The sequence below is a fragment of the Arthrobacter sp. STN4 genome (genome assembly GCF_024539665.1).
In the GTDB taxonomy this organism is placed as follows: domain Bacteria; phylum Actinomycetota; class Actinomycetes; order Actinomycetales; family Micrococcaceae; genus Specibacter.
Genome location: NZ_JAKZGX010000032.1, coordinates 1 through 20,530, shown reverse-complemented (window position 1 = coordinate 20,530; position 20,530 = coordinate 1). Strand labels below are relative to the sequence as shown.

The window sequence follows — 20,530 nt, the reverse complement described above, 5'->3', positions numbered from 1 at the left end:
ATGTACCCGTACGTGGTCGCGGGCGCGATCTTGTTCCTGGGCGTCATCGGCATCGCCCGCAGCCGCAACTTGGTGCATGCCGTGGTGTGTCTGGCGGTCGCCCAGTCCGGCACCTATGTGCTGCTTTTGACCGTAGGCTACCAGCGTGGCGCCACGGCCCCCATTTTCCAGTCCGCTCCGGAAAAGGCAGGCTACGCGGCGACCCTCGTGGACCCCGTGGTCCAGGCCCTGACCCTGACCGACATCGTTGTTTCAGCCACCGTGACGTCCATGCTGCTGGCCCTCGCGGTGCAGATCGCCAAACGCCACGACACCGTGGACCCGGACGAGTTGCGGTCCCTGCGGGGGTGAGATGACCCACGACCAAATGGCAAATGCCCTCCTCCCGGCCGTCGTCGCGGCCCCCATCGTCGTGGCTTGTCTTCTGCTGGCCCTGGGACGCCGCCTGGACCGCCCGACGATTGACGTCGTCGCCATAGCCACCTCGGCTGCAGTTGCCACGGCGGACGGCGTGCTGCTTTCGGCGGCCGGGAACCACCGGCTCGTCGCATGGCTGGGTGGCTGGAGACCCCAACATGGTGCCAGTGTCGGGATCGTGTTCGTCGGTGACCAGGTCGGCGCCGGCGCGGCCCTCGTGGCGGGAGTCCTGATGACTTGTGCGCTGGCCTATTCGTGGCGCTATTTCGAGGACATCCACGTCAACTTCCATGCGCTCATGCTGCTGTTCCTGGCCGGGCTCACGGGGTTTTCGCTGTCCGGGGACCTTTTCAACATGTTCGTTTTTTTCGAATTGATGGGTGTGGCGGCCTATGCCCTGACGGCCGTGAAGGTAGAGGACCCGACGGCCGTGCACGGCGCCTTGAATTTTGGCGTGATCAATTCACTCGGGGCCTATATCTCGCTCATGGGCATCGGCATGTTGTATGCGGCAACCGGACAGTTGAACCTGGCGTTGCTGTCCCGGGCGCTGACGGCCCGCGGGCCCGACGTGCTGGTCGTGGTCGGCTTCGTGGCGGTGGCCACCGGTTTCCTGGTGAAGGCGGCCGCCGTGCCATTTCATTTCTGGCTGGACGATGCGCATGCCGTCGCCCCCACACCGGTGTGCGTGCTGTTTTCCGGCATCATGGTGGAACTGGGCCTCTATGGTGTGGCCCGGCTGTATTGGGTGGCGTTCAGCGGCACGCTTGAGGCGGGCACCATCCAGCGGCTGTTCGTCGTGCTTGGCGTGGTGACGGCCGTGGTCGGAAGCGTCATGTGCCTGCTGCAACGCCACCTCAAAAGGTTGTTGGCGTTTTCGACCATCGCCCACACCGGGATGTTCCTGATTGCTGTCGGGTCGCTGAATCCGGTGGCCACTGCGGGGACTGCGGTCTATGTCGTCGGCCATGCCGCCGTGAAGTCGGTGCTGTTCCTCTGTGCCGGGGTGCTCCTCAACCGCTTTGGCAGCGTGGACGAGTTCACGCTGCAGGGCAAGGGCAGGGACGCCCGGCTGACCGGGATCGTGTTTATGCTGGCCGGGCTTGGGCTCGCCGGCATGCCCCCGTTTGCCGTTGGCCTGGGCAAGGTGATGGCGGAGGAAGGCGTGGTCCGGGCCGGCCTCTGGTGGGGGCCGGTGCTTTTCCTGCTCGTCGCGGCTGCCACCGGCGGCGCCGTGCTTCGTGTCGGGGCCCGGGTTTTCCTGGGCATCGGGCGGGGGCCCGGTGCGGAGGAAGCCGGCGCAATGAGTGGTGACGAAGAAAAGCGCGAGCTGGCCACGGGGATGACCCGGCTTCCGGTTACCATGGGGATCCCCCTCACCGCCCTGCTGGCTGCCGGCGCCATCGTCGGGCTGTTGCCGGGGTTCGGGGACCAGGCCGCGCTGGCAGCCGGGCGGTTCGCCGGGCGTGCCGGCTATGTGGCGGCCGTGCTGGACGGAACCACAAGCTATGGTGCTTCGCCGGCGGCCTCGGCAGGCTGGAGCGTGGAGGGGATTGTGCTGTGCCTGGCGTCCGTCGGTGCGGCAGCGCTCGTGGCGCTTCTGGGGCTGTACGGCACGGCCCTGCCCCGGCAAATCCTGGCCGTGCTGCGGACTGCGCGCCCCGCCTTGCACATGATGCGCAGCGTCCACTCCGGCCACATTGGGGACTATGCCGCCTGGCTGCTGTTCGGCGTCGGCGGCATCATTGTCCTGGCCATGCTGCCGCCGTGAGGAAAAGCGGATCGCCCCCGCGCGCCCCGCACGGCCCGGTGCGGTGCCGGCCGGCGCCCGCCGTCAGCGCAGCACGGAGCTGAGGAGCAGGCTGCTTTCGCTGTTCACGATGCCTTCGATGGAGCGGATCCGGCCCAGCACCCGGTCAAAGGCCGCCAGGTCGTCGACGGCGAGCTCGGCCACCAGGTCCCACGCACCGTTGGTGGTGTGCAGCGCCCTGATCTCGGGCAGGCCCTTGAGCGCCCTGATCACCTTGTCCGTGGCACGGCCCTCAACTTCCAGCAGGGAGATGGCCCGGATGGAAAGGGCATCCGCCTCGTCACGCACCCGCACGGAAAAGCCGACGATGGTGCCCGAGGCCACCAGCCGGTCCAGCCTGCTGTTGACGGTGGCCCGGGAGACGTCCAGCCGGCGGGCCAGCGCAGCTACGGGCTCGCGCCCGTTTTCACGCAGCGCGGCGAGCAGCCGCCTGTCCAGTGCGTCCAAAGCGTTCATGGACAAATTGTATGGTCCGTGCTGACATTATGCGTAGTTTCCCTGCTGTATGTACATGGATTGTCCATTGAACATGCAAATCGACAGCTCCTAGAGTGAAAGCACCAACGACTTTGAGAGGATCGCAATGACGCGTTTTGTGGATGTGGGGAACATGGTCCGGTGGGCGGCCGCCCAGGGCACCGAGCAGATTTTGGCCGGAATGGTGCGCTACATCGAAGACGATTTCCGCCGCTGGGAGGAATTCGACAAAAAGCCCCGCGTTGCCAGCCACACTCCCTTTGGCGTGATTGAGCTGATGCCCGCCAGCGACCATGAAAACTACGGCTTCAAGTACGTGAACGGACACCCGTCCAACCCTGCCCGCGGCTTCCAGACCGTCACGGCCTTCGGCGTCCTGGCCGATGTCAGCAACGGCTACCCCACGTTCATGTCGGAGATGACCCTGCTGACGGCACTGCGCACTGCGGCAACCTCCGCCATGGTGGCCAGGAAGCTGGCCCGCCCCGATTCGAAGCGGCTGGCCCTCATCGGCGCCGGCAGCCAGTCGGAGTTCCAGACGCTGGCGTTCCGCAGCGTGTTGGGCATCGGACAGGTTTCCGTATGGGACACGGACCCGGCCGCCGTCGAAAAGTACGTGCGCAACATGGCTCCCCTCGGCCTGGACATCACCGTGGCCTCCTCCGCGGTCGACGCCGTCCGGGGCGCGGACATCATCACCACGTGCACGGCGGACAAGGCGAAGGCGGTCATTCTCACGGCGGACATGGTGGAACCGGGCGTGCACATCAACGCCATGGGCGGGGACTGCCCCGGGAAGACCGAGCTTGACCCGGCCATCCTGGCCCGGGACGGCGTGGACGTCTTTGTGGAATTCGACCCCCAAACCCGCATTGAGGGCGAAATCCAGCAGATGCCCGCCGATTTCCCCGTCACGGAATTCTGGCGGGTGCTCACCGGCCAGGCCGCCGGCCGCACGTCCGCCGGCCAGGTGACAGTCTTCGATTCCGTCGGCTTCGCCATCGAGGATTTCTCGGCCCTGCGCTACGTGCGCGACGCCGTCGCCGCCACGGACTACTTTGACGAGATCGATCTCGTGGCGAACCCCGACGACCCCAAGGACCTCTTCGGGCTCATCGGGGCGCTGGTCCCGAGCCCCTGAGAGCAGCAGCCCCTGCCGGCGGGGGCACCCGCGCCGGCGGGGGCTTGGCCTGCCAAAGTCCAAGCCCCCGCTGCTGGCGCCTGCCGAAACCCGGGTGCGTCCGCCTAGCCGGCTGCCGGCTCGAGCCGAACGACGACCGACTTGGACGTGGGCGTGCCGCTGATGTCCGCCGTGGAATCCAGCGGCACCAGGACGTTGGTCTCGGGGTAGTACGCGGCGGCGCAGCCCACGGGGGTGGAGTAGGCCACGACGCGGAATCCGGGCGCCCGGCGGTCCACACCGTCCTGCCACTCCGAGACCAGGTCCACCATTGCGCCGTCGGCGACGCCCATCGAGGCGAGGTCGGTCCGGTTCACAAAGACCACGCGGCGCCCGTTCTTGATGCCGCGGTACCTGTCGTCCTTGCCGTAGATGGTGGTGTTGTACTGGTCGTGCGAACGCAGGGTCTGCAGCAGCAGCCGGCCCTCGGGCACCTTCGGGTATTCCAGCGTGTTGGCGGTGAAATGGGCCTTGCCGGAGTCCGTGGTGAAGGTGCGCGAGTCCCGGGGTCCGTGCGGCAGGACAAAGCCGCCGGGCCGGTCGATCTTTGCCTCAAAGTCCTCAAAGCCGGGCACCACGTTGGCGATGTGGGTCCGGATGCGCGAGTAGTCCGCGGCCAGGCCCCGCCAGTCCGCCACAGGGGCACCCGGGCGGGTGCCGCCGTCGTCTGTGGAAAAGAGCAGCTGGGCGAGCCGGGCGGTGATGGCGACCTCGGAGAGCAGGTTGTCCGACGCCGGTGCCAGGCGCCCGCGCGAGGCGTGGACGGCGCTCATGGAGTCCTCGACGGTGACGCGCTGGTCGCCGCCGGCCTGGGTGTCGCGCTCGGTGCGGCCCAGAGTGGGCAGGATCAGCGCCTGACGGCCGGTGTGCAGGTGGGACTTGTTCAGCTTGGTGGAGATTTGCACGGTCAGGGACAGCCGGGCCAGGGCAGCCTCGGTGACGGCGGAGTCCGGGGTGGCGCGCACGAAGTTCCCGCCCATGCCGACGAACACGCGGGCCTTGCCGTCGCGCATGGCCTCGATCGCGGCGACGGTGTCGTAGCCGTTGGGGCGCGGTGAGGCGAAGGAAAACTCGCGGTCCAGGGCGTCGTGGAAGGATGCGGGCATGCGTTCGAAGATGCCCATGGTCCTGTCGCCCTGGACGTTGGAGTGGCCACGGACGGGGCACACGCCGGCACCGGGCTTGCCGATGTTGCCCTGGAGCAGCAGCACGTTGACCACGTCGCGCAGCGTGGCCACGGAGTGCTTGTGCTGGGTCAGGCCCATGGCCCAGCACACCACGGTGGCCTTGGAGGCGAGCAGCCGCGCGCCGGTGGCCCGGATCTGCTCCTCGGTCAGGCCCGTGGCGGTGGTGATTTCCTCCCACGGGACGGCCTCCAGCTGCGCCAGGTAGCCGCCCAGCCCGGTGGTGTGCGCGTCGATGAACGCAGTGTCGAACACGCGGCCCTCGTGCGGGGAGCCGGGGCGGCGCTGTTCCTCCAGCAGGACCTTGCCGAGCCCCTGGAACAGCGCCTGGTCCCCGCCGAGCCTGATCTGCAGGAAGTCGTCAGCCAACGCCGTGCCGCCGCCCACCAGCCCGCGCACGGTCTGCGGGTTCTCAAAGCGCATGAGCCCGGCCTCCGGCAGCGGGTTGACGGCCACAATGACGGCGCCGTTCTTCTTCGCCTTCTCCAGCGCCGAGAGCATGCGCGGGTGGTTGGTGCCCGGATTCTGCCCGGCGATGATGATCAGCTCCGCTTGGTACATGTCCTCCAGCGACACCGAGCCCTTGCCGATGCCGATGGTTTCCGTCAGGGCCGACCCGGAGGATTCGTGGCACATGTTGGAGCAGTCCGGGAGGTTGTTGGTGCCCAGCCCGCGGACCAGGAGCTGGTACAGGAACGCGGCCTCGTTGGAAGTACGCCCCGAGGTGTAAAAAATCGCCTCATTGGGGTCCGCCAGCGCCTTCAGCTCATCGGCGAGGAGCCCCAGCGCCCTGTCCCAGGAGACGGGCACGTAGTGGTCGCTGCCCTCGGCCAGGAACATCGGGTCGGTCAGCCGGCCCTGCTGGCCCAGCCGGAAGTCGTCCCACTCGCGCAGCTCGTTGACGGAATGCTTGGCGAAGAACGACGGCGGCACGCGCCGTTTCGTGGCTTCCTCGGCCACCGCCTTGGCCCCGTTTTCACAAAATTCCGCCGCATGGCGCTTGTCGCCTTCGGGCCAGGCGCAGCCGGGGCAGTCAAAGCCGTCCTTCTGGTTGACCTTCAGCAGCGTTTGGGCGGTGCGCAGCGGGCCCATCTGGTTGAGGGAAACCTCCATGGCATGCAGGATGCCGGGGATGCCCACGGCCTTTTTCTGCACGCTGCCCACGGTGAGCTGTTGTTCATCGATGTTTTCCTGGGGCAGCTTGCCGGCCATGTCCGCATCCCTTTCGCCTGTGAAGTCTCTGTCGTTGGCCAGCCTATCCCGGCGGGGACCTCCCGTGCTGTGCATTACCGCGGGAGGATCTACCCTTGAAAGATAAGGGGCACAGTCAATTGGAGGACCCGTGGGACGCCTGATTCACCGAGTGAAGGCAACAAGGATTGATTTGGCCGGGCACCGGCGCGTGGTGCGCGAGGAAGCCCTGGCGGCGGAGGAGCCCCTGGAGATCCGGCTGGGCCACGAACCCTTCACCGTAACTATGCGCACGCCCGGCGACGACTTTGACCTGGTGGCAGGGTTCCTGGTCTCCGAAGGCATCATCTTCGATCCCGATGAGCTCATCTCCTTGCGCTTCTGCGCCGGGGAGGACGAAAACGGGCAGCAGACCTTCAACGTTGTGGAGGCGCAGCTGCGCCCCGACGTTGCGCCGCCGGAGCTGGGTGCCCGGCGCAATGTGACGACCACCAGCGCGTGCGGGATATGCGGCACCGCCTCCATCGATGCGGTGCGCAAGTCCTCACACCACCCCGTCACCTCCCCGGTGGACCACCCGCTGGTGAAGGCCGAGGTGCTCGCCTCCCTGCCGGACGAGCTGCGGGACCAGCAGAAGATCTTTGACAAGACCGGCGGCGTCCATGCGGCCGGGCTTTTCGCCCCCGACGGCGAGCTGTTGTTGCTGCGCGAGGACGTGGGGCGGCACAACGCCGTGGACAAGGTGGTGGGTGCCGCGTTCCGGGAACGGCAGCTGCCGCTGGCCGACACCGTCCTTCAGGTGTCGGGCCGGGCGTCGTTTGAGCTCGTCCAAAAGGCCGCGATGGCAGGGGTGCCGGTGCTCGCGGCGGTGAGCGCGCCGTCGTCCCTGGCCGTGGAATTGGCCCGGGAGTCCGGGCTGACGCTCGTGGGGTTCAGCCGCGGGCAGACCCTGAACATCTACACGCACGCCGGCCGCATCGCCGACTGACGCCCGGTTGCAACCGGGCGTCGGGGGAAAATGCCCCGATTGCAACCGGGCGTTGGGGGTGCGGGCTAGATTTCGTGCAGCAGGCGCCGCACGAACGCCTGGGTGCGCTGTTCACGGGGGTTGCGCAGGACCTGGCTGGCCGGGCCGCGTTCCACCACCACGCCGCCGTCCATGAACACCACCTCGTCGGCGGTTTGCCGGGCAAAGGCGAGCTCGTGCGTGACGATCACCATGGTCCAGCCCTCCTCGGCCAGCTCCTTGATGACGAGCAGCACGTCGTCCACCAGCTCCGGGTCCAGGGCCGACGTGGGCTCGTCAAAGAGCAACAGCTGCGGCTTCAGCGCCAGCGCCCGCACAATGCCCACGCGCTGCTGCTGCCCGCCGGAAAGCTCAAACGGGTGGGCGTCCTTCTTCTCGAGCAGGCCCACCCGGCCCAGCAGCCCCTCCGCCTCCGCCACAGCCTCAGCGCGGGGCCGCCGCTGCACCCGGACCGGCCCCTCGATGATGTTCTGCAGCACGGTCATGTGCGGAAACAGGTTGTAATGCTGGAACACCATGGCGCTGCGGTCGCGCAGCGCCGCAACTTCCCTGGGGGAGGCCTTCGCCCCGAAGTCCAGCGTCAGCGCGGGGAGTTGCGGCACGGTGCCGGTGTCCCCGCCGTTCCCCGGCGCGCCGACGCTGGTGGCGCCGCGGGCGCCGACGGTGACCGTTCCGGCGTCGGGCGTTTCCAGGCCGTTGAGGGAACGCAGGATGGTGGTCTTGCCGGAGCCGGAAGGGCCGATCAGGGCCACGACCTTGCCCCGGGGCACATCCAGGTCAATGCCGCGCAGCACCTGGTTGGAACCAAAGGACTTGCTCAGCCCGCGGACCTGCAGGACGGGGGCGTCAGTGGGCGACATAGCGGTCCAACCTCTTTTCCAGCTGCGTTTGGGCCGTGGACAGGATCAGGCAGATCACCCAGTAAATGAGCGCAGCCTCTAGGTACAGCAGCATGAATTCCTGGCTGAAGGCGGCCACCTGCTGGGCCACCCGGAACATCTCCGTGACCAGGATCAGCGAGGCCAGCGAGGTGTCCTTCACCAGCGAGATGAACGTGTTGGACAGCGGCGGGACCGAGACCCGGGCGGCCTGCGGCAGGATGATGCGCAGCAGGGTCTGCCCGCGCGACATGCCGATCATGTGCCCGGCCTCCCACTGCCCCTGCGGGACGGACAGGATGGCTGCCCGGATCACCTCCGCGGCGTAGCCGCCCACATTGAGGGAGAACGCGATGATGGCGCTGGGCCAGGGGTCGAGCTTCACGCCCACGGCCGGGAGCCCGTAAAAGATCACGAACAGCTGCACCAGCAGGGGCGTGCCGCGGATGACCGAGACGTAAAACCGGCCCACGCCGTTGGCGATCCTGTTGCGGCTGATCCGCAGCATGGCCACCAGCAGGGCCAGCACCAGGCCGATGGCGAAGGATGCGACGGCCAGCGGGATGGTGCCCTGGACGGCGCCCAGGACCATCGGCCCGAGCGAGCTCCAAAACAAGTCCATGACCAACCCCCTTGCGTCCGGCGGCTACTTCGAAACGTCCTGGCCGAAGTACTTTTCGCTCAGCTTGGACAGGGTGCCGTCGGCGGCCAGTTCCTTCAGCGCCTTGTCGACGGCGTCGTCCAGGGCCTTGGCGCCCTTGTGGAAGGCGAACACCGAATCGGAGGAATCCTTGGTGGTGGCGGCGATCTTTAGGCCGGAGCCCGGGTTGGTGACCTGGTAGTCCAGGAAGGTCAGCTTGTCATTGACAATGGCGTCGACGCGGCCGTCCTTCAGCAGCGACACGGACTGGGCCCAGCCTTCCACCGGCTCGACGTTGGCGCCGCTGTCCTTGGCCAGCGTGTACCAGTTGCTGGTCAGGGACTGTGCCGTGGTCTTGCCCTTGAGGTCGGAGAAGGAAGTGATGGCGGTGTTGTCCGACTTCGTGACGATCACGCCCCGGGACACGGTGTACGGGGTGGAGAGCTCGTACTTGGCCTTGCGCTCCGGAGTGGCCGTGACCTGGTTGGCGACGGCGTCAAAGCGCCTGGCCTCCAGTCCGGCAAAGATGGAATCCCACTGGGTCTCCTCAAACTTGGCCTTCACGCCCAGCTTGCCTGCCACGGCCTTGGCCACCTCCACGTCGTAGCCGGTCAGCTCGCCTGCGCCGCCCTGGTGGTAGCTGAACGGCTTGTAGGTGCCCTCGGTGGCGAACACGATCTGGCCGGCATTCTTGACGCTGCTCAGGGACGTGTCCCCGCCGGCGCCGGGGGTGGCTGAAGGGCCACTGGTGCCGGCGCCGCCGCCGCAGGCGGCAAGTGCGATCGAGGCCGCTGCGAGCATGCCGACAAGTCCAAAAGTACGACGATTCATTGTCCTGTGTTCCTTCAAGGTCAAAGCGGAGGTTCCCGCGGGAAAATGCCCACGCAACAAAAGGGCAGCGGGCTGCCCGTCCTATGGAGGCTACCACCGGGCGGGCCGGGGCGAAGAGGGAATATGACAGTATATTACGCGCAGATGGATGCAGTGATTTGACTCACCTTGCGTCAATGCACTAGTAGCCGGCGGGCCGGGGTGGAGCACGCCGGGCCGGGGCCGGGGCACCCGGGCGCGGCAGCCCGGGCGTCGTGCCCGGGAAAGCCGGGCGAAAAACGGGAACCGGGAATTTCCACCCGCCCCCGGACCGCTTAAGCTGGTAGCTTGCCCACACCTCTATTAAGGAACCTGCATGAGTATGGAAGGCGCCGCCTGGAGCTCCCTGTGGAGCACCATGCGATCGGACAAAAGCAATGGCGGCATTTCCAAGGACACGCTGCGCCGGACGGTGGCCTTTGCCAAGCCGTACGGCCGCAAGCTGCTGGTCTTCGTGGTGCTGTCGGTGGTCTCCGCCGCCCTCGCCGTGGCCACCCCCGTGCTGGCCGGGCGGGTGGTCAATGCCATCGTGGCCAAGGCCGCCCTGGACGTGGTGGTCAACCTGGCGCTGCTCATTGCCCTGGTGGCCGTGCTCGACGCCGGGCTGTCGCTGGTGATCCGGTGGATTTCGGCGAACCTGGGGGAGGGCGTCATCCTGGACCTGCGCACCGCCGTGTTTGACCACGTGCAGCGCATGCCCATCGCGTTCTTCACCCGGACCCGCACCGGGGCGCTGGTCAGCCGGCTCAACAACGACGTCATCGGCGCCCAGCAGGCGTTTTCCGGCACCCTGTCCGGCATCGTCTCCAACTCGGTGCAGCTGGTGTTGACGCTGATCGTCATGCTCAACACCTCGTGGCTGGTGACGCTGCTGGCCCTGGTGCTGCTGCCCATCTTCCTGATGCCGGCCCGCCGCTTCGGCAGCCGCCTGGCCGGCATGCGCCGCGAGGCCGCCAACCTGAATGCGGACATGAGCACGCAGATGACCGAACGGTTCTCCGCCCCGGGCGCCACGCTGGTCAAGCTGTTTGGCCGCCCCGCCGACGAATCGCGCGAGTTTGCCTCCCGCGCCAACCGGGTCCGCGACATCGGCGTGCGCACCGCCGTCATGCAGTTCGTCTTCTTCTCCGCCCTGATGCTGGTCTCCTCCCTGGCGCTGGCCCTCGTGTACGGGCTGGGCGGCTCGCTGGCCATCGGGGGCGCGCTCAACGCTGGCGACGTGGTGGTGCTGGCCCTGCTGCTGACCCGGCTCTACGCCCCGCTCACCGCCCTCGCCAACGCGCGCGTGGACATCATGAGCGCCCTGGTCAGCTTTGATCGCGTGTTTGAAATCCTGGACCTGAAGCCGCTGATCGCCGAAAAGGAGGTGACGGTGCCGGTGCCGGCCGGGCCCCTCGGCGTGGAGTTCGACGACGTCCGCTTTGCCTACCCGTCCGCGGACAAGGTCTCACTGGCCTCCCTGGAGGACGTGGCCGTGCTGGACACGCGCGGCGGCGAGGAGGTGCTGCACGGGATTTCCTTCCGCGCCGAACCGGGCCAGACCATTGCGCTGGTGGGTTCCTCCGGCGCCGGGAAGTCCACCATCGCCCAGCTGTTGTCCCGCCTGTACGACGTCGACTCCGGGGCTGTGCGCCTGGGCGGCACCGACGTGCGGGACCTGTCCTTTGACGGGCTCCGCGCAGCCATCGGCATGGTGACGCAGGACGGCCACCTGTTCCACGAGTCCATCCGCTCCAACCTGCACCTGGCCAAGCCGGACGCCACCGACGCCGAGATCTGGGACGTGCTGCGCCGGGCCCGGCTGTCCGCGTTTGCGGAGGCCTTGCCGGACGGCCTGGACACCGTGGTGGGGGAGCGCGGCTACCGGCTCTCCGGCGGGGAGCGCCAGCGCCTGACCATCGCCCGGCTCCTGCTGGTCCAGCCCGCCGTCGTGATCCTCGACGAGGCGACGGCGGCGCTGGACTCCACGAACGAGGCCGCCGTGCAGGCCGCCCTGGGGGAGGCGCTGGAGGGGCGCACCGCCATCGTCATTGCACACCGGCTCTCCACCATCCGCTCCGCCGACGCCATCCTGGTGGTCGAGGCCGGGCAGGTCGTGGAACGGGGCACGCACGAGGAACTGATCGCCAAGGGCGGGCGCTATGCCGAACTGCACGACACCCAGTTCGCCCAGGCCGTGGCCGCCGTGGCGGATGCCGCGATCCCCGAGGACGCCTGACACCTCCGGCCTGTGTTGCACTTCCTGGACAAAAACCACGCGGAAGGCGTCTTTTCGGTCCACTTTGTGCAACACGGATGGTTAGGGGGCGGGGCGGGGGAGGACGAACTCGGTCAGGAGCGGGGCGAGGTCGTCGTAGTCGGCCATGCGGCCCACATCCAGCCAGCGCAGTTCGGCAATCTCGGCTGCCGCCGCGACGCCGGCCGCGTCCCAGGTGCCGGGCGCGGTGAAGACCGTGGCCTCGATGTCGGTGTCCGGCTCGTTGGCGGCCGCCCCGGTCCAGACGCCCAGGAGCCCAAGGTCCTCCGGGGCCACCGAGAGGCCGGTTTCCTCGGCCAGTTCCCGCGACGCCGCCTCGGCCGCGCCCTCGCCCGGCTCGGGCTTGCCGCCGGGGTGCATGAACTTGCCCGTGCCGGACTTGCGCACCGTCAGCAGGCGCCCGTCCGGGTCGTAGACACACACGGCGGACACCCTCAGAACGGTTTTCATCCCTCTGATCCTAGCGGGCCGGTTCGGGGCCGGAGGTGTCAGCCGGCCCGCGGGGCGAACATGATGATGGACATCCCGGCCAGGCAGACGATGGCGCCGGTGACGTCCCAGCGGTCCGGGGAGAACTTGTCGAAGGCCATGCCCCATGCCAGCGAACCGGCAATGAACACACCCCCGTACGCTGCCAGGACCCGGCCAAAATTTGCATCCGGCTGCAGGGCGGCAATGAATCCGTAGGCGCCCAGGGCCACGACGCCTAGCCCTGCCCACCACCAGGCCCTGCCTTCGCGCACCGCCTGCCACACCAGCCATGCGCCGCCAATTTCCGCGGCGGCGGCCAGGATGAACAGGACAATGGTTTTGGCGACGGTCATGCTCCATCCTCCCAGCCCGGCCGGCGCAGCACTTTATGGGAGGTGGTCTTGGAGTGCCCCCGCCGGGGATCGAACCCGGATTTGCCCTTTAGGAGAGGGCCGTCTTATCCATTGGACTACAGAGGCGCGTCAACCAGCCTAGCGGAACGGGATATCAAGCAAAAAATCACCGGCAGCCGGACACCACACGGTGCCGAAAATCAGGCCGCCGCGTCCGGCTCCGGAACAGCCTTCTTCCGGCGCCCGGCAGACAACGCCACGCCCGTCCCCGCCAGGGACACCACGAGCAGGACCCACGACGCAACCACCAGCACCGAGGCCAGGGTGACCGAACTGGCGTCGAGCACCTTCGCGCCGAGCATGTCGTCGATGGCCACATTGGCCCACAGCTGGATGCCGGCAAACAGCACGGGGAACACCCACAGCAGGCGCCGCAGCCACTTTTTGGCGACGTTGATGGCCATGAGCGTCACGGCGGACAGCCCAAACACCAGCGGGAACAGCGTGCCGGCGGTCTTGTGCACAAACTGCAGCTGCCCCAGTGCGTCGGCATTCATGGCCGAGCGCAGCGCCTCAATGTGGGAGGTATTGAAGCCGAACACCATGGAGTCGGGCATGGCCAGGCCGCCGGAGAGGTCCGTCATCTGGTTCAGCGTCAGCAGGTGGAAGTACCAAAACAGGAACAGGCTGGCCACGGCGCCGGCGATCACGATCAGGTTTGCATTGCCCTGGGCCTTCGCCGGGGAACGCCGCGTGCCGGCATTGACGACGGCGGCACTGGGTGGAGTGGCCGCCGCACCGTGTTTTTTGGCGCGTTGGGCGGGAGTTTTTGCCATGCCTCCATTATCGCCCAGTTCGCTGCAGCACTTTTCCGGCTCCGGGGCGGGGCACGCACTAGGGTGGGTGCATGGCCGAAAACCTGGATCCCAGCCTGACCGACGCTGACCTTGCAGCGGCCCTGGTGCGCAATGCCGGCCTGCTGGCCCTGGCGATGCGCAGCCGCGGGCTTGACGCCCTCCGCGGCACGGCCACTGAAAAGACCGGCGTGGCCGACGTCGTCACGGCCGCCGACACCGCCGCCGAAGGCTACGTCGTGGAGCAGCTGCTGCGCTGCCGTCCGCAGGATTCGATCCTGGGCGAGGAAGGCGCCGCGCATGCGGGCACGTCCGGGCGCACCTGGGTGATCGACCCCGTGGACGGCACCTGGAACTTCTTCAGCGGCTCCACGTACTGGTGCTCGGCCCTGGCCCTGGCCGACGGGGCGCACGACGCCGGGACCTCCCCGGGCACGCAGGCCCCCCTGGGTGCCGGGGAACCGCCGCGCCACGCCCTCGCCGACGCCGAGGTGCTGCTCGGGGCCGTCTTCCAGCCCCAAGAGGACAAGCTGTGGCTGGGCGGGGCGCTGCAGCCGGCAACGCTGAACGGCCGGGCCGTTGCGGTGGACGCCCGGCAGGACGTCTCCATGCTTGGCGGGGTGACCTACATCCACCCGGGCTGGCTGGCGGAGGCGCGGGCGGCCGGGCCGTGGCAGGAGGCCGCCCAGCTGCCGGCAACGTTGCGGATGCTCGGCTCCGGCTCCTGCGACCTGGGCCGCGTGGCCCAGGCGGAACTGGGCGTCTGGTTCCAGCACAGCTGCCCGGCCTGGGACTGGCTCCCCGGTAAGGGGATCGTGCGGGCGGCCGGCGGGCAGACCGGCGTCGTGCGGGTCAACGGGCTGGACTGGTTTGTGGCCGGGCCCGCCGGGGCGGTGGCTGCGATTTCCGCCGCGCTCGCGGACGGTGCGCTGCCGGACTGACGGCCTTCACGGCGGGGCCAAGGCTGGTGGCGCCCGCCGCGGCGTTGTGCACAGCGGGCCGCCGTGCCGTGCCCGCTGTCAGGGTGGCCAACTAGACTGGAGCGCACCATGGACATGTTGTTTGACCCTTACGCCAAAAAGCCCAAACCTGCCGCGGCACGGGCCGCCGGGTTCCTGCCGCCCCTGCCTGCAGCCTTCCCGGGCTGGGAGCCCTCCGACGCCGACGACCCCGGCGCCGACGCACCCGAACAGGGCCTGCCGGAAGGTGCCGTGCCGGAGCATGCGCTGCCCGGGTTTGCCCGGGGCGGCGCCGGTTTCGATGCTGCCGCAGGAGGCGCCGGCCAGGCTTTCGGCACCGGCGCGGGGAGCCGCTGGCCGGACCCTGCCGCACTGCTGGAGGGCATGAACCCCCAGCAGGAGGAGGCCGTGGTCCACGCCGGGTCGCCGTTGCTCATTGTGGCCGGCGCCGGCTCGGGCAAGACCCGTGTGCTCAGCCACCGGATCGCCTACCTGCTGGCCACCGGACGGGCCCACCCGGGGCAGATCCTGGCCATCACCTTCACCAACAAGGCCGCAGCGGAGATGCGCGAACGCATCCACGCGCTCATTGGCGACGCCGCGAACAGCATGTGGATTTCCACGTTCCACTCCTCCTGCGTGCGGATACTGCGCCGCGAGGCCAAGACCGTCGGGCTGAATTCCAACTTCTCAATCTACGACTCCGCCGACTCCCTGCGGCTCATCACCCTGGTGGCCAAGGGGCTGGAACTGGACCCGAAGAAGTTTGCGCCCAAGGCCATCATGCACAAGATCTCGGCCCTGAAGAACGAGCTCACCGATGCCGATGAGAACGCGTTGAACACCAATTTCAAGGACCCCTTTGCCGCCGCCGTGGCCGAGGTGTACAACGGCTACACGCAGCGGCTGCGGCAGGCCAACGCCATGGACTTTGACGATCTCATTGCCGAAACCGTGTACATGTTCCGTGCGTTCCCGGGCGTGGCCGACTCCTACCGCCGCCGCTTCCGGCACGTGCTGGTGGACGAATACCAGGACACCAACCACGCCCAGTACGCCCTGGTGCGCGAAATCGTGGGCGAGGACTCCGGGGTGTCGGCAGGCCCGGACACCGGGATCGAACCGGCCGAGCTGACGGTGGTGGGCGACTCCGACCAATCCATCTATGCCTTCCGCGGCGCGGACATCCGCAACATCGTGGAATTTGAGAAGGACTATCCCAGCGCCGCCACCATCAAGCTGGAGCAAAACTACCGTTCCACCCAAAACATCCTCAGCGCCGCCAACGCCGTCATCTCCCGCAACCCCAACCGGCGTGAGAAACGGCTGTGGACCGCCGAAGGCGACGGCGAAAAGATCATCGGCTACGTGGCCGAATCCGAGCATGAGGAAGCCCGCTTCATCGCCGAGGAAATCGACAGGCTCCAGGACGAAACCGACATCCGCCCCGGCGACGTTGCCATCTTCTACCGCACCAACGCCCAGTCGCGCGCCATCGAGGACATCCTGGTGCGGACCGGCCTGCCATACCGCGTGGTGGGCGGCACCCGCTTCTACGAACGCAAGGAAATCAAGGACGCGCTGGCCTACCTGCGTGCCCTGGTCAACCCGGACGACGACGTCAACCTGCGCCGGATCCTCAACGAACCCAAGCGCGGGATCGGCGACCGCGCCGAAGGCGCCCTCGCCGCCCTGGCCGGGCGGGAACGGATCTCCTTCTCCGCCGCGCTGGCCCGCGCGGGTGAAGCCCCGGGTCTCGCCACCCGATCGCTGAACGCAGTGACCGGCTTTGCCAAGATGATGGGCGACCTTGGCGAGGTGGCCGCCGACTCCGGTCCGGCCACTGCCCTGGAAGCCGTGCTGGAGCAGTCCGGCTACCTGGAGACGCTGCGCAGCTCAACGGACCCGCAGGACGAGTCGCGTGTGGAAAACCTGGCGGAACTGCTCGCCGTCGTGCGTGAATTTGAAAAGGACAACCCGGAAGGGACGCTCGGGGAGTTCCTCGAGCAGGTGTCCCTCGTGGCCGACGCCGACCAGATCCCGGACGCGCCGGGCGGCTCCGAGGCGGAGGCCGCGGCGGCCGTGGCCGAGGCCAAGCGGCTGGGCGTGGTGACGCTCATGACCCTGCACACGGCCAAGGGACTGGAATTCCCGGTGGTTTTCCTCACGGGCATGGAGCACGGGATCTTCCCGCACTCGCGCTCGGCCACCGACCCGAAGGAACTGGCCGAGGAACGGCGCCTGGCCTACGTGGGCCTGACCCGCGCCCGCAAGCGGCTATACCTGACCCGCTCCGAGGTCCGCAGCCTGTGGGGGCAGAGCCAGTACAACCCGCCGAGCCAATTCATCGAGGAAGTGCCGGCGGAGCTGATCGACTGGAAGCGCGAAGGCGTGGCGCGCATGGCCCCGCCGTCCGGGGGCGGCTTTGGCAGCAGCCGGTATTCGGGCTCCTTCTGGGGCGCCGGCTCTGCCGTGGGCGGGCGTGACACCGGCCAGCTGCCGCCCAGCATTTCCGCCCGGGCCGCCGCCGGCCGCGTCCAGCCGCAAAAGGAAGTCATCACCGTCAGCGTGGGGGACAAGGTCAACCACACCGCATTCGGCAACGGCACGGTCTCCGCCGTGCAGGGCGCGGGCGACAAAATGGTGGCCACCGTCCAGTTCAGCATCGGCGAAAAGCGGCTGCTGCTCCGGTACGCGCCGCTGACAAAGGTGGAGCACTGAGCAGGGCCGGCGACCGGACGGTGGTCCGGGCCGTCCTTGCGGCCTTGGGCTGCGCTGCGTCCGCCGTGGCGCTCGCCGGCTGCATCACCGTGCCCTCCGCCGGCCCCGCGCATCCCGCCACCACGTCCGCCGGCCCGCCCAGCTACGTTGACCGGCTCAAGGCCGCCCCCGTGGACCAGCCCACCGGGGCGCCGTCCGCCGGCACCCTGCCGCAGTTCGTGACCGACTCCCGCAACGTGGCCTGCGTCTTCACCACCTCCCGTGCCGGAAACCTGGACCAGCCCTGGGAACCAAACAACTACGACGACGGCGCCAACGCCAAGGCCCCGACGATTCCCGTGGTCAACTGCGAATTGGCCAGCTACCCGGACCCCGCGCCCGCCGATGTCACAGACAAGTGCGCCGGAACGTTCATCGGCTACCTCGGCGGCACTGCCCTGCTGACGCCGGACCGGGTGACGTACGGCGGCTGCCGGGCCGGTGTCACCGCCGCCGAGGCCTCCTTTGGCCCCGGCGGAACCCCCAGCGAGGCGATGTCCACGGTCCCGGTCCTGGGACAGGGACGGGCGATGGAGGCGGACGGCTACCGTTGCGCCGCCTTGGACGACGGCGTGGCGTGCGCCAACCTGGCCACCGGACTCGGGTTCTTCGTCGCTTCCGGCAGCTACGAACTCCTCGGCCCCGGGCACCGGGCCCCGGCCGGCTGAGGCAACCGCGCCGGGGACCAGGCGTCGGACTTGAAGGGGATCGGCGGCAGTGGGTTTTTGTGAGCGGAATAACCCCCGTTCCCTGTGGTGTCAAGTAAAAATATGTGCTTGTGCGGCAAAGCGGTAGTGTGTGGAAGGGGTTTTGCACCCCATGATCACTACTTCGACGTAGAAGGACACAAACCCGTGGACCTGTTTGAATACCAGGCGCGCGACATGTTTGAGGCTCACGGCGTTCCCGTGTTGGCCGGCATCGTGGCGCACACCCCTGAAGAAGCAAAGGCAGCAGCCGAGAAGATTGGCGGCGTCACCGTTGTCAAGGCGCAGGTGAAGGTCGGTGGCCGCGGCAAGGCCGGCGGCGTCAAGGTAGCCAAGACCGCCGATGAGGCGTTCGAGCACGCCACCGCCATTCTCGGCATGGACATCAAGGGCCACACCGTCAACACGGTCATGATCGCCCAGGGCGCAGACATCGCCGAGGAGTTCTACTTCTCCGTGCTGCTGGACCGCGCCAACCGCAACTACCTGGCCATGTGCTCGGTGGAAGGCGGCATGGAAATTGAAGAGCTGGCCGTGGAGCGCCCCGAGGCCCTGGCCAAGGTTGCCGTCGACCCGGCCGTCGGCATCGATGCGGCCAAGGCCGACGAGATTGTCGCCACCGCGGGCTTCCCCGCGGAAATCGCCCCGAAGGTGGCCGCCACCATCATCAAGCTGTGGGACGTCTTCAAGAAGGAAGACGCGACGCTCGTTGAGGTCAACCCGCTGGTGCGCACCGGCGCCGGCGACATCGTGGCACTGGACGGCAAGGTCTCCCTCGACGAGAACGCCGACTTCCGCCACCCGCACCACCTCGAGCTTGAGGACGCCGCTTCGGCCGACCCGCTTGAGGCCAAGGCGAAGGCCGCCGGCCTGAACTATGTCAAGCTCGACGGCGAAGTCGGCGTCATCGGAAACGGCGCCGGCCTGGTCATGTCCACCCTGGACGTCGTTGCGTACGCCGGCGAGAACCACGGCAACGTCAAGCCCGCCAACTTCCTGGACATTGGCGGTGGAGCGTCCGCCGAGGTCATGGCCAACGGCCTGGACGTCATCCTCAACGACCCGCAGGTCAAGAGCGTTTTTGTCAACGTCTTCGGCGGCATCACCGCCTGTGACGCCGTTGCCAAGGGCATTGTCGGCGCTCTCGCCGAGCTGGGCGCGGCTGCCAACAAGCCGCTGGTCGTCCGCCTCGACGGCAACAACGTTGAAGAAGGCCGCCGCATCCTCAACGAGGCCAACCACCCGTTGGTCACCCTGGCCGCCACGATGGACGAGGGCGCCGACAAGGCCGCCGAGCTCGCCAACGCAGCTCGCTGAGCTCGCCGCACGAGATCTAAGGAAAAATACATGTCTATCTTCTTGAACAAAGACTCCAAGGTCATCGTCCAGGGCATCACCGGCGGCGAGGGCACCAAGCACACCGCCCTGATGCTCAAGGCCGGCACCCAGGTTGTTGGCGGCGTGAACGCACGCAAGGCCGGCACCACGGTCCTCCACGGCGAGGTTGAACTGCCCGTGTTCGGCACCGTGAAGGAAGCCGTTGCCGAGACCGGCGCCGACGTCTCCATCGTGTTCGTCCCCCCGGCGTTCACCAAGGACGCCGTGGTCGAGGCCATCGAGGCCGCCGTGCCGCTGGTCGTCGTCATCACCGAAGGCGTGCCCGTGCAGGACTCGGCCGAGTTCTGGGCCCTGGCCCAGTCCAAGGTTGACGCCGACGGCAAGCAGGCCACCCGCATCATCGGCCCGAACTGCCCCGGCATCATCACCCCCGGCGAGGCACTGGTCGGCATCACGCCGAACAACATCACCGGCAAGGGCCCCATCGGCCTGGTGTCCAAGTCCGGAACCCTGACCTACCAGATGATGTACGAACTGCGTGACCTGGGCTTCTCCACCGCCATCGGCATCGGTGGCGACCCCGTCATCGGCACCACCCACATCGACGCCCTGGCCGCGTTCGAGGCGGACCCGGAGACCAAGGCCATCGTCATGATCGGTGAGATCGGCGGTGACGCTGAAGAGCGTGCAGCCGAGTACATCAAGGCCAACGTCACCAAGCCCGTTGTCGGCTACGTGGCAGGCTTCACCGCCCCCGAGGGCAAGACCATGGGCCACGCAGGCGCCATCGTCTCCGGCTCCGCGGGAACAGCACAGGCCAAGAAGGAAGCCCTTGAGGCTGCCGGCGTCAAGGTCGGCAAGACGCCGTCTGAGACCGCCGCCCTGCTGCGCGAAGTGTACGCGGCACTGTAATTCAGCCCCGAAGCGCGGCCGCTGCACCCGTTTGTTCGGTGTGGCGGCCGCGCTTTTTTGTCAGGCCGGTTCCTGTGGCCCCGGCCCGCAAACGGGCCACGGTGCCCTGCGCAACAGCAATGAAGGAGACCGCAAGTGAGGAAGATCCCGTGGCGGAAGGTGGCGGTGGTTGCCGTCGTGGTGCCGATGTTGGCACTGAGTGCGTGTTCAAGCAGTGGCGGGCGGCCGGCTGCCAGTGCCGCAGC

18 protein-coding genes and 1 tRNA gene are annotated in these 20,530 nt (G+C 68.0%); 10 read left to right on the top strand and 9 right to left on the bottom strand.

The annotated features are described in order from the left end of the window. Together MMF96_RS17100 and MMF96_RS17095 are read left to right on the top strand one after the other, a co-directional pair. Window positions 1-351, top strand: a complete 351-nt coding sequence (locus MMF96_RS17100) for a sodium:proton antiporter (protein ID WP_256127901.1) — start codon at window positions 1-3, stop codon at window positions 349-351. A gap of 16 nt (window positions 352-367) precedes the next feature. Next, the gene (locus MMF96_RS17095) at window positions 368-2,188 is read left to right on the top strand and encodes a complex I subunit 5 family protein (protein ID WP_256884238.1); all 1,821 of its coding nucleotides are present in this window, start codon (window positions 368-370) and stop codon (window positions 2,186-2,188) included. 63 nt (window positions 2,189-2,251) lie between these two features. Here the strand turns inward: MMF96_RS17095 and MMF96_RS17090 are convergent, their stop codons facing one another. Next, complete coding sequence (locus MMF96_RS17090) at window positions 2,252-2,683, bottom strand: Lrp/AsnC family transcriptional regulator (protein ID WP_176617055.1); 432 nt, start codon at window positions 2,681-2,683, stop codon at window positions 2,252-2,254. A gap of 127 nt (window positions 2,684-2,810) precedes the next feature. Between MMF96_RS17090 and MMF96_RS17085 the strand changes: the two genes are divergently transcribed. Beyond that, window positions 2,811-3,845: an ornithine cyclodeaminase gene (locus MMF96_RS17085; protein WP_256884237.1), complete on the top strand. Its 1,035-nt coding sequence runs from the start codon at window positions 2,811-2,813 to the stop codon at window positions 3,843-3,845. Between the two features lie 104 nt (window positions 3,846-3,949). Here the strand turns inward: MMF96_RS17085 and MMF96_RS17080 are convergent, their stop codons facing one another. Then, window positions 3,950-6,280: an FdhF/YdeP family oxidoreductase gene (locus MMF96_RS17080; protein ID WP_256884236.1), complete on the bottom strand. Its 2,331-nt coding sequence runs from the start codon at window positions 6,278-6,280 to the stop codon at window positions 3,950-3,952. A 130-nt stretch (window positions 6,281-6,410) separates the two neighbouring features. On the opposite strand from MMF96_RS17080, the gene fdhD reads away from it, so the two are divergent. Beyond that, window positions 6,411-7,247 (top strand): formate dehydrogenase accessory sulfurtransferase FdhD, encoded by an 837-nt coding sequence (gene fdhD, locus MMF96_RS17075; protein WP_375141462.1) that lies wholly within the window; start codon window positions 6,411-6,413, stop codon window positions 7,245-7,247. Window positions 7,248-7,312: 65 nt separating this feature from the next. Here fdhD and MMF96_RS17070 read toward each other — a convergent pair whose 3' ends face one another. The 3 genes from MMF96_RS17070 to MMF96_RS17060 are packed head-to-tail and all read right to left on the bottom strand — an operon-like array spanning window position 7,313 to window position 9,635. Continuing rightward, complete coding sequence (locus tag MMF96_RS17070; RefSeq protein ID WP_256884235.1) at window positions 7,313-8,146, bottom strand: amino acid ABC transporter ATP-binding protein; 834 nt, start codon at window positions 8,144-8,146, stop codon at window positions 7,313-7,315. Beyond that, window positions 8,133-8,792 carry an amino acid ABC transporter permease gene (locus tag MMF96_RS17065; protein ID WP_306295964.1) on the bottom strand — a complete coding sequence of 220 codons (660 nt, stop codon included), beginning with the start codon at window positions 8,790-8,792 and terminating at the stop codon, window positions 8,133-8,135. Before MMF96_RS17065 ends, MMF96_RS17070 begins: the two co-directional genes overlap by 14 nt. Before the next feature lie 18 nt (window positions 8,793-8,810). Continuing rightward, window positions 8,811-9,635, bottom strand: a complete 825-nt coding sequence (locus tag MMF96_RS17060; protein WP_256884233.1) for an amino acid ABC transporter substrate-binding protein — start codon at window positions 9,633-9,635, stop codon at window positions 8,811-8,813. A 355-nt stretch (window positions 9,636-9,990) separates the two neighbouring features. On the opposite strand from MMF96_RS17060, the gene MMF96_RS17055 reads away from it, so the two are divergent. Next, window positions 9,991-11,892 carry an ABC transporter ATP-binding protein gene (locus MMF96_RS17055; RefSeq protein WP_176617062.1) on the top strand — a complete coding sequence of 634 codons (1,902 nt, stop codon included), beginning with the start codon at window positions 9,991-9,993 and terminating at the stop codon, window positions 11,890-11,892. 81 nt (window positions 11,893-11,973) lie between these two features. Here the strand turns inward: MMF96_RS17055 and MMF96_RS17050 are convergent, their stop codons facing one another. The 4 genes from MMF96_RS17050 to MMF96_RS17035 all read right to left on the bottom strand — a co-directional run bounded on the left by MMF96_RS17050 (window position 11,974) and on the right by MMF96_RS17035 (window position 13,591). After that, window positions 11,974-12,381 carry an NUDIX domain-containing protein gene (locus tag MMF96_RS17050; RefSeq protein WP_176617063.1) on the bottom strand — a complete coding sequence of 136 codons (408 nt, stop codon included), beginning with the start codon at window positions 12,379-12,381 and terminating at the stop codon, window positions 11,974-11,976. A 38-nt stretch (window positions 12,382-12,419) separates the two neighbouring features. Next, window positions 12,420-12,755 carry a YnfA family protein gene (locus MMF96_RS17045; RefSeq protein ID WP_176617064.1) on the bottom strand — a complete coding sequence of 112 codons (336 nt, stop codon included), beginning with the start codon at window positions 12,753-12,755 and terminating at the stop codon, window positions 12,420-12,422. A gap of 54 nt (window positions 12,756-12,809) precedes the next feature. Then, window positions 12,810-12,881: transfer RNA gene (locus MMF96_RS17040), tRNA-Arg, on the bottom strand. A 74-nt stretch (window positions 12,882-12,955) separates the two neighbouring features. Continuing rightward, the gene (locus MMF96_RS17035) at window positions 12,956-13,591 is read right to left on the bottom strand and encodes a hypothetical protein (RefSeq protein WP_256884232.1); all 636 of its coding nucleotides are present in this window, start codon (window positions 13,589-13,591) and stop codon (window positions 12,956-12,958) included. A 71-nt stretch (window positions 13,592-13,662) separates the two neighbouring features. Between MMF96_RS17035 and MMF96_RS17030 the strand changes: the two genes are divergently transcribed. The 5 genes from MMF96_RS17030 to sucD all read left to right on the top strand — a co-directional run bounded on the left by MMF96_RS17030 (window position 13,663) and on the right by sucD (window position 20,285). Continuing rightward, entirely contained in the window at window positions 13,663-14,550 is an 888-nt protein-coding gene (locus tag MMF96_RS17030; protein WP_256884231.1) for an inositol monophosphatase family protein, read from the top strand. Between the two features lie 114 nt (window positions 14,551-14,664). Continuing rightward, the gene (gene pcrA / locus MMF96_RS17025; RefSeq protein ID WP_375141464.1) at window positions 14,665-17,289 is read left to right on the top strand and encodes a DNA helicase PcrA; all 2,625 of its coding nucleotides are present in this window, start codon (window positions 14,665-14,667) and stop codon (window positions 17,287-17,289) included. Window positions 17,290-17,333: 44 nt separating this feature from the next. Then, entirely contained in the window at window positions 17,334-17,996 is a 663-nt protein-coding gene (locus MMF96_RS17020; protein ID WP_256884229.1) for a hypothetical protein, read from the top strand. Window positions 17,997-18,182: 186 nt separating this feature from the next. Beyond that, window positions 18,183-19,352: an ADP-forming succinate--CoA ligase subunit beta gene (gene sucC / locus MMF96_RS17015; protein WP_256884228.1), complete on the top strand. Its 1,170-nt coding sequence runs from the start codon at window positions 18,183-18,185 to the stop codon at window positions 19,350-19,352. A gap of 30 nt (window positions 19,353-19,382) precedes the next feature. After that, window positions 19,383-20,285, top strand: a complete 903-nt coding sequence (sucD, locus tag MMF96_RS17010) for a succinate--CoA ligase subunit alpha (RefSeq protein ID WP_176617069.1) — start codon at window positions 19,383-19,385, stop codon at window positions 20,283-20,285. Window positions 20,286-20,530: the final 245 nt, after the last annotated feature.

Bases quoted from the DNA above. Each gene is read 5' to 3' on its own strand.
- sucD (WP_176617069.1), top strand. From the start codon at position 19,383: ATGTCTATCTTCTTGAACAAAGACTCCAAGGTCATCGTCCAGGGCATC.
- MMF96_RS17095 (WP_256884238.1), top strand. From the start codon at position 368: ATGGCAAATGCCCTCCTCCCGGCCGTCGTCGCGGCCCCCATCGTCGTG.
- MMF96_RS17055 (WP_176617062.1), top strand. From the start codon at position 9,991: ATGAGTATGGAAGGCGCCGCCTGGAGCTCCCTGTGGAGCACCATGCGA.
- MMF96_RS17080 (WP_256884236.1), bottom strand. From the start codon at position 6,280: ATGGCCGGCAAGCTGCCCCAGGAAAACATCGATGAACAACAGCTCACC.
- MMF96_RS17035 (WP_256884232.1), bottom strand. From the start codon at position 13,591: ATGGCAAAAACTCCCGCCCAACGCGCCAAAAAACACGGTGCGGCGGCC.
- MMF96_RS17070 (WP_256884235.1), bottom strand. From the start codon at position 8,146: ATGTCGCCCACTGACGCCCCCGTCCTGCAGGTCCGCGGGCTGAGCAAG.
- MMF96_RS17060 (WP_256884233.1), bottom strand. From the start codon at position 9,635: ATGAATCGTCGTACTTTTGGACTTGTCGGCATGCTCGCAGCGGCCTCG.
- MMF96_RS17090 (WP_176617055.1), bottom strand. From the start codon at position 2,683: ATGAACGCTTTGGACGCACTGGACAGGCGGCTGCTCGCCGCGCTGCGT.
- pcrA (WP_375141464.1), top strand. From the start codon at position 14,665: ATGTTGTTTGACCCTTACGCCAAAAAGCCCAAACCTGCCGCGGCACGG.
- MMF96_RS17045 (WP_176617064.1), bottom strand. From the start codon at position 12,755: ATGACCGTCGCCAAAACCATTGTCCTGTTCATCCTGGCCGCCGCCGCG.
- MMF96_RS17085 (WP_256884237.1), top strand. From the start codon at position 2,811: ATGACGCGTTTTGTGGATGTGGGGAACATGGTCCGGTGGGCGGCCGCC.
- MMF96_RS17050 (WP_176617063.1), bottom strand. From the start codon at position 12,381: ATGAAAACCGTTCTGAGGGTGTCCGCCGTGTGTGTCTACGACCCGGAC.
- MMF96_RS17100 (WP_256127901.1), top strand. From the start codon at position 1: ATGTACCCGTACGTGGTCGCGGGCGCGATCTTGTTCCTGGGCGTCATC.
- MMF96_RS17030 (WP_256884231.1), top strand. From the start codon at position 13,663: ATGGCCGAAAACCTGGATCCCAGCCTGACCGACGCTGACCTTGCAGCG.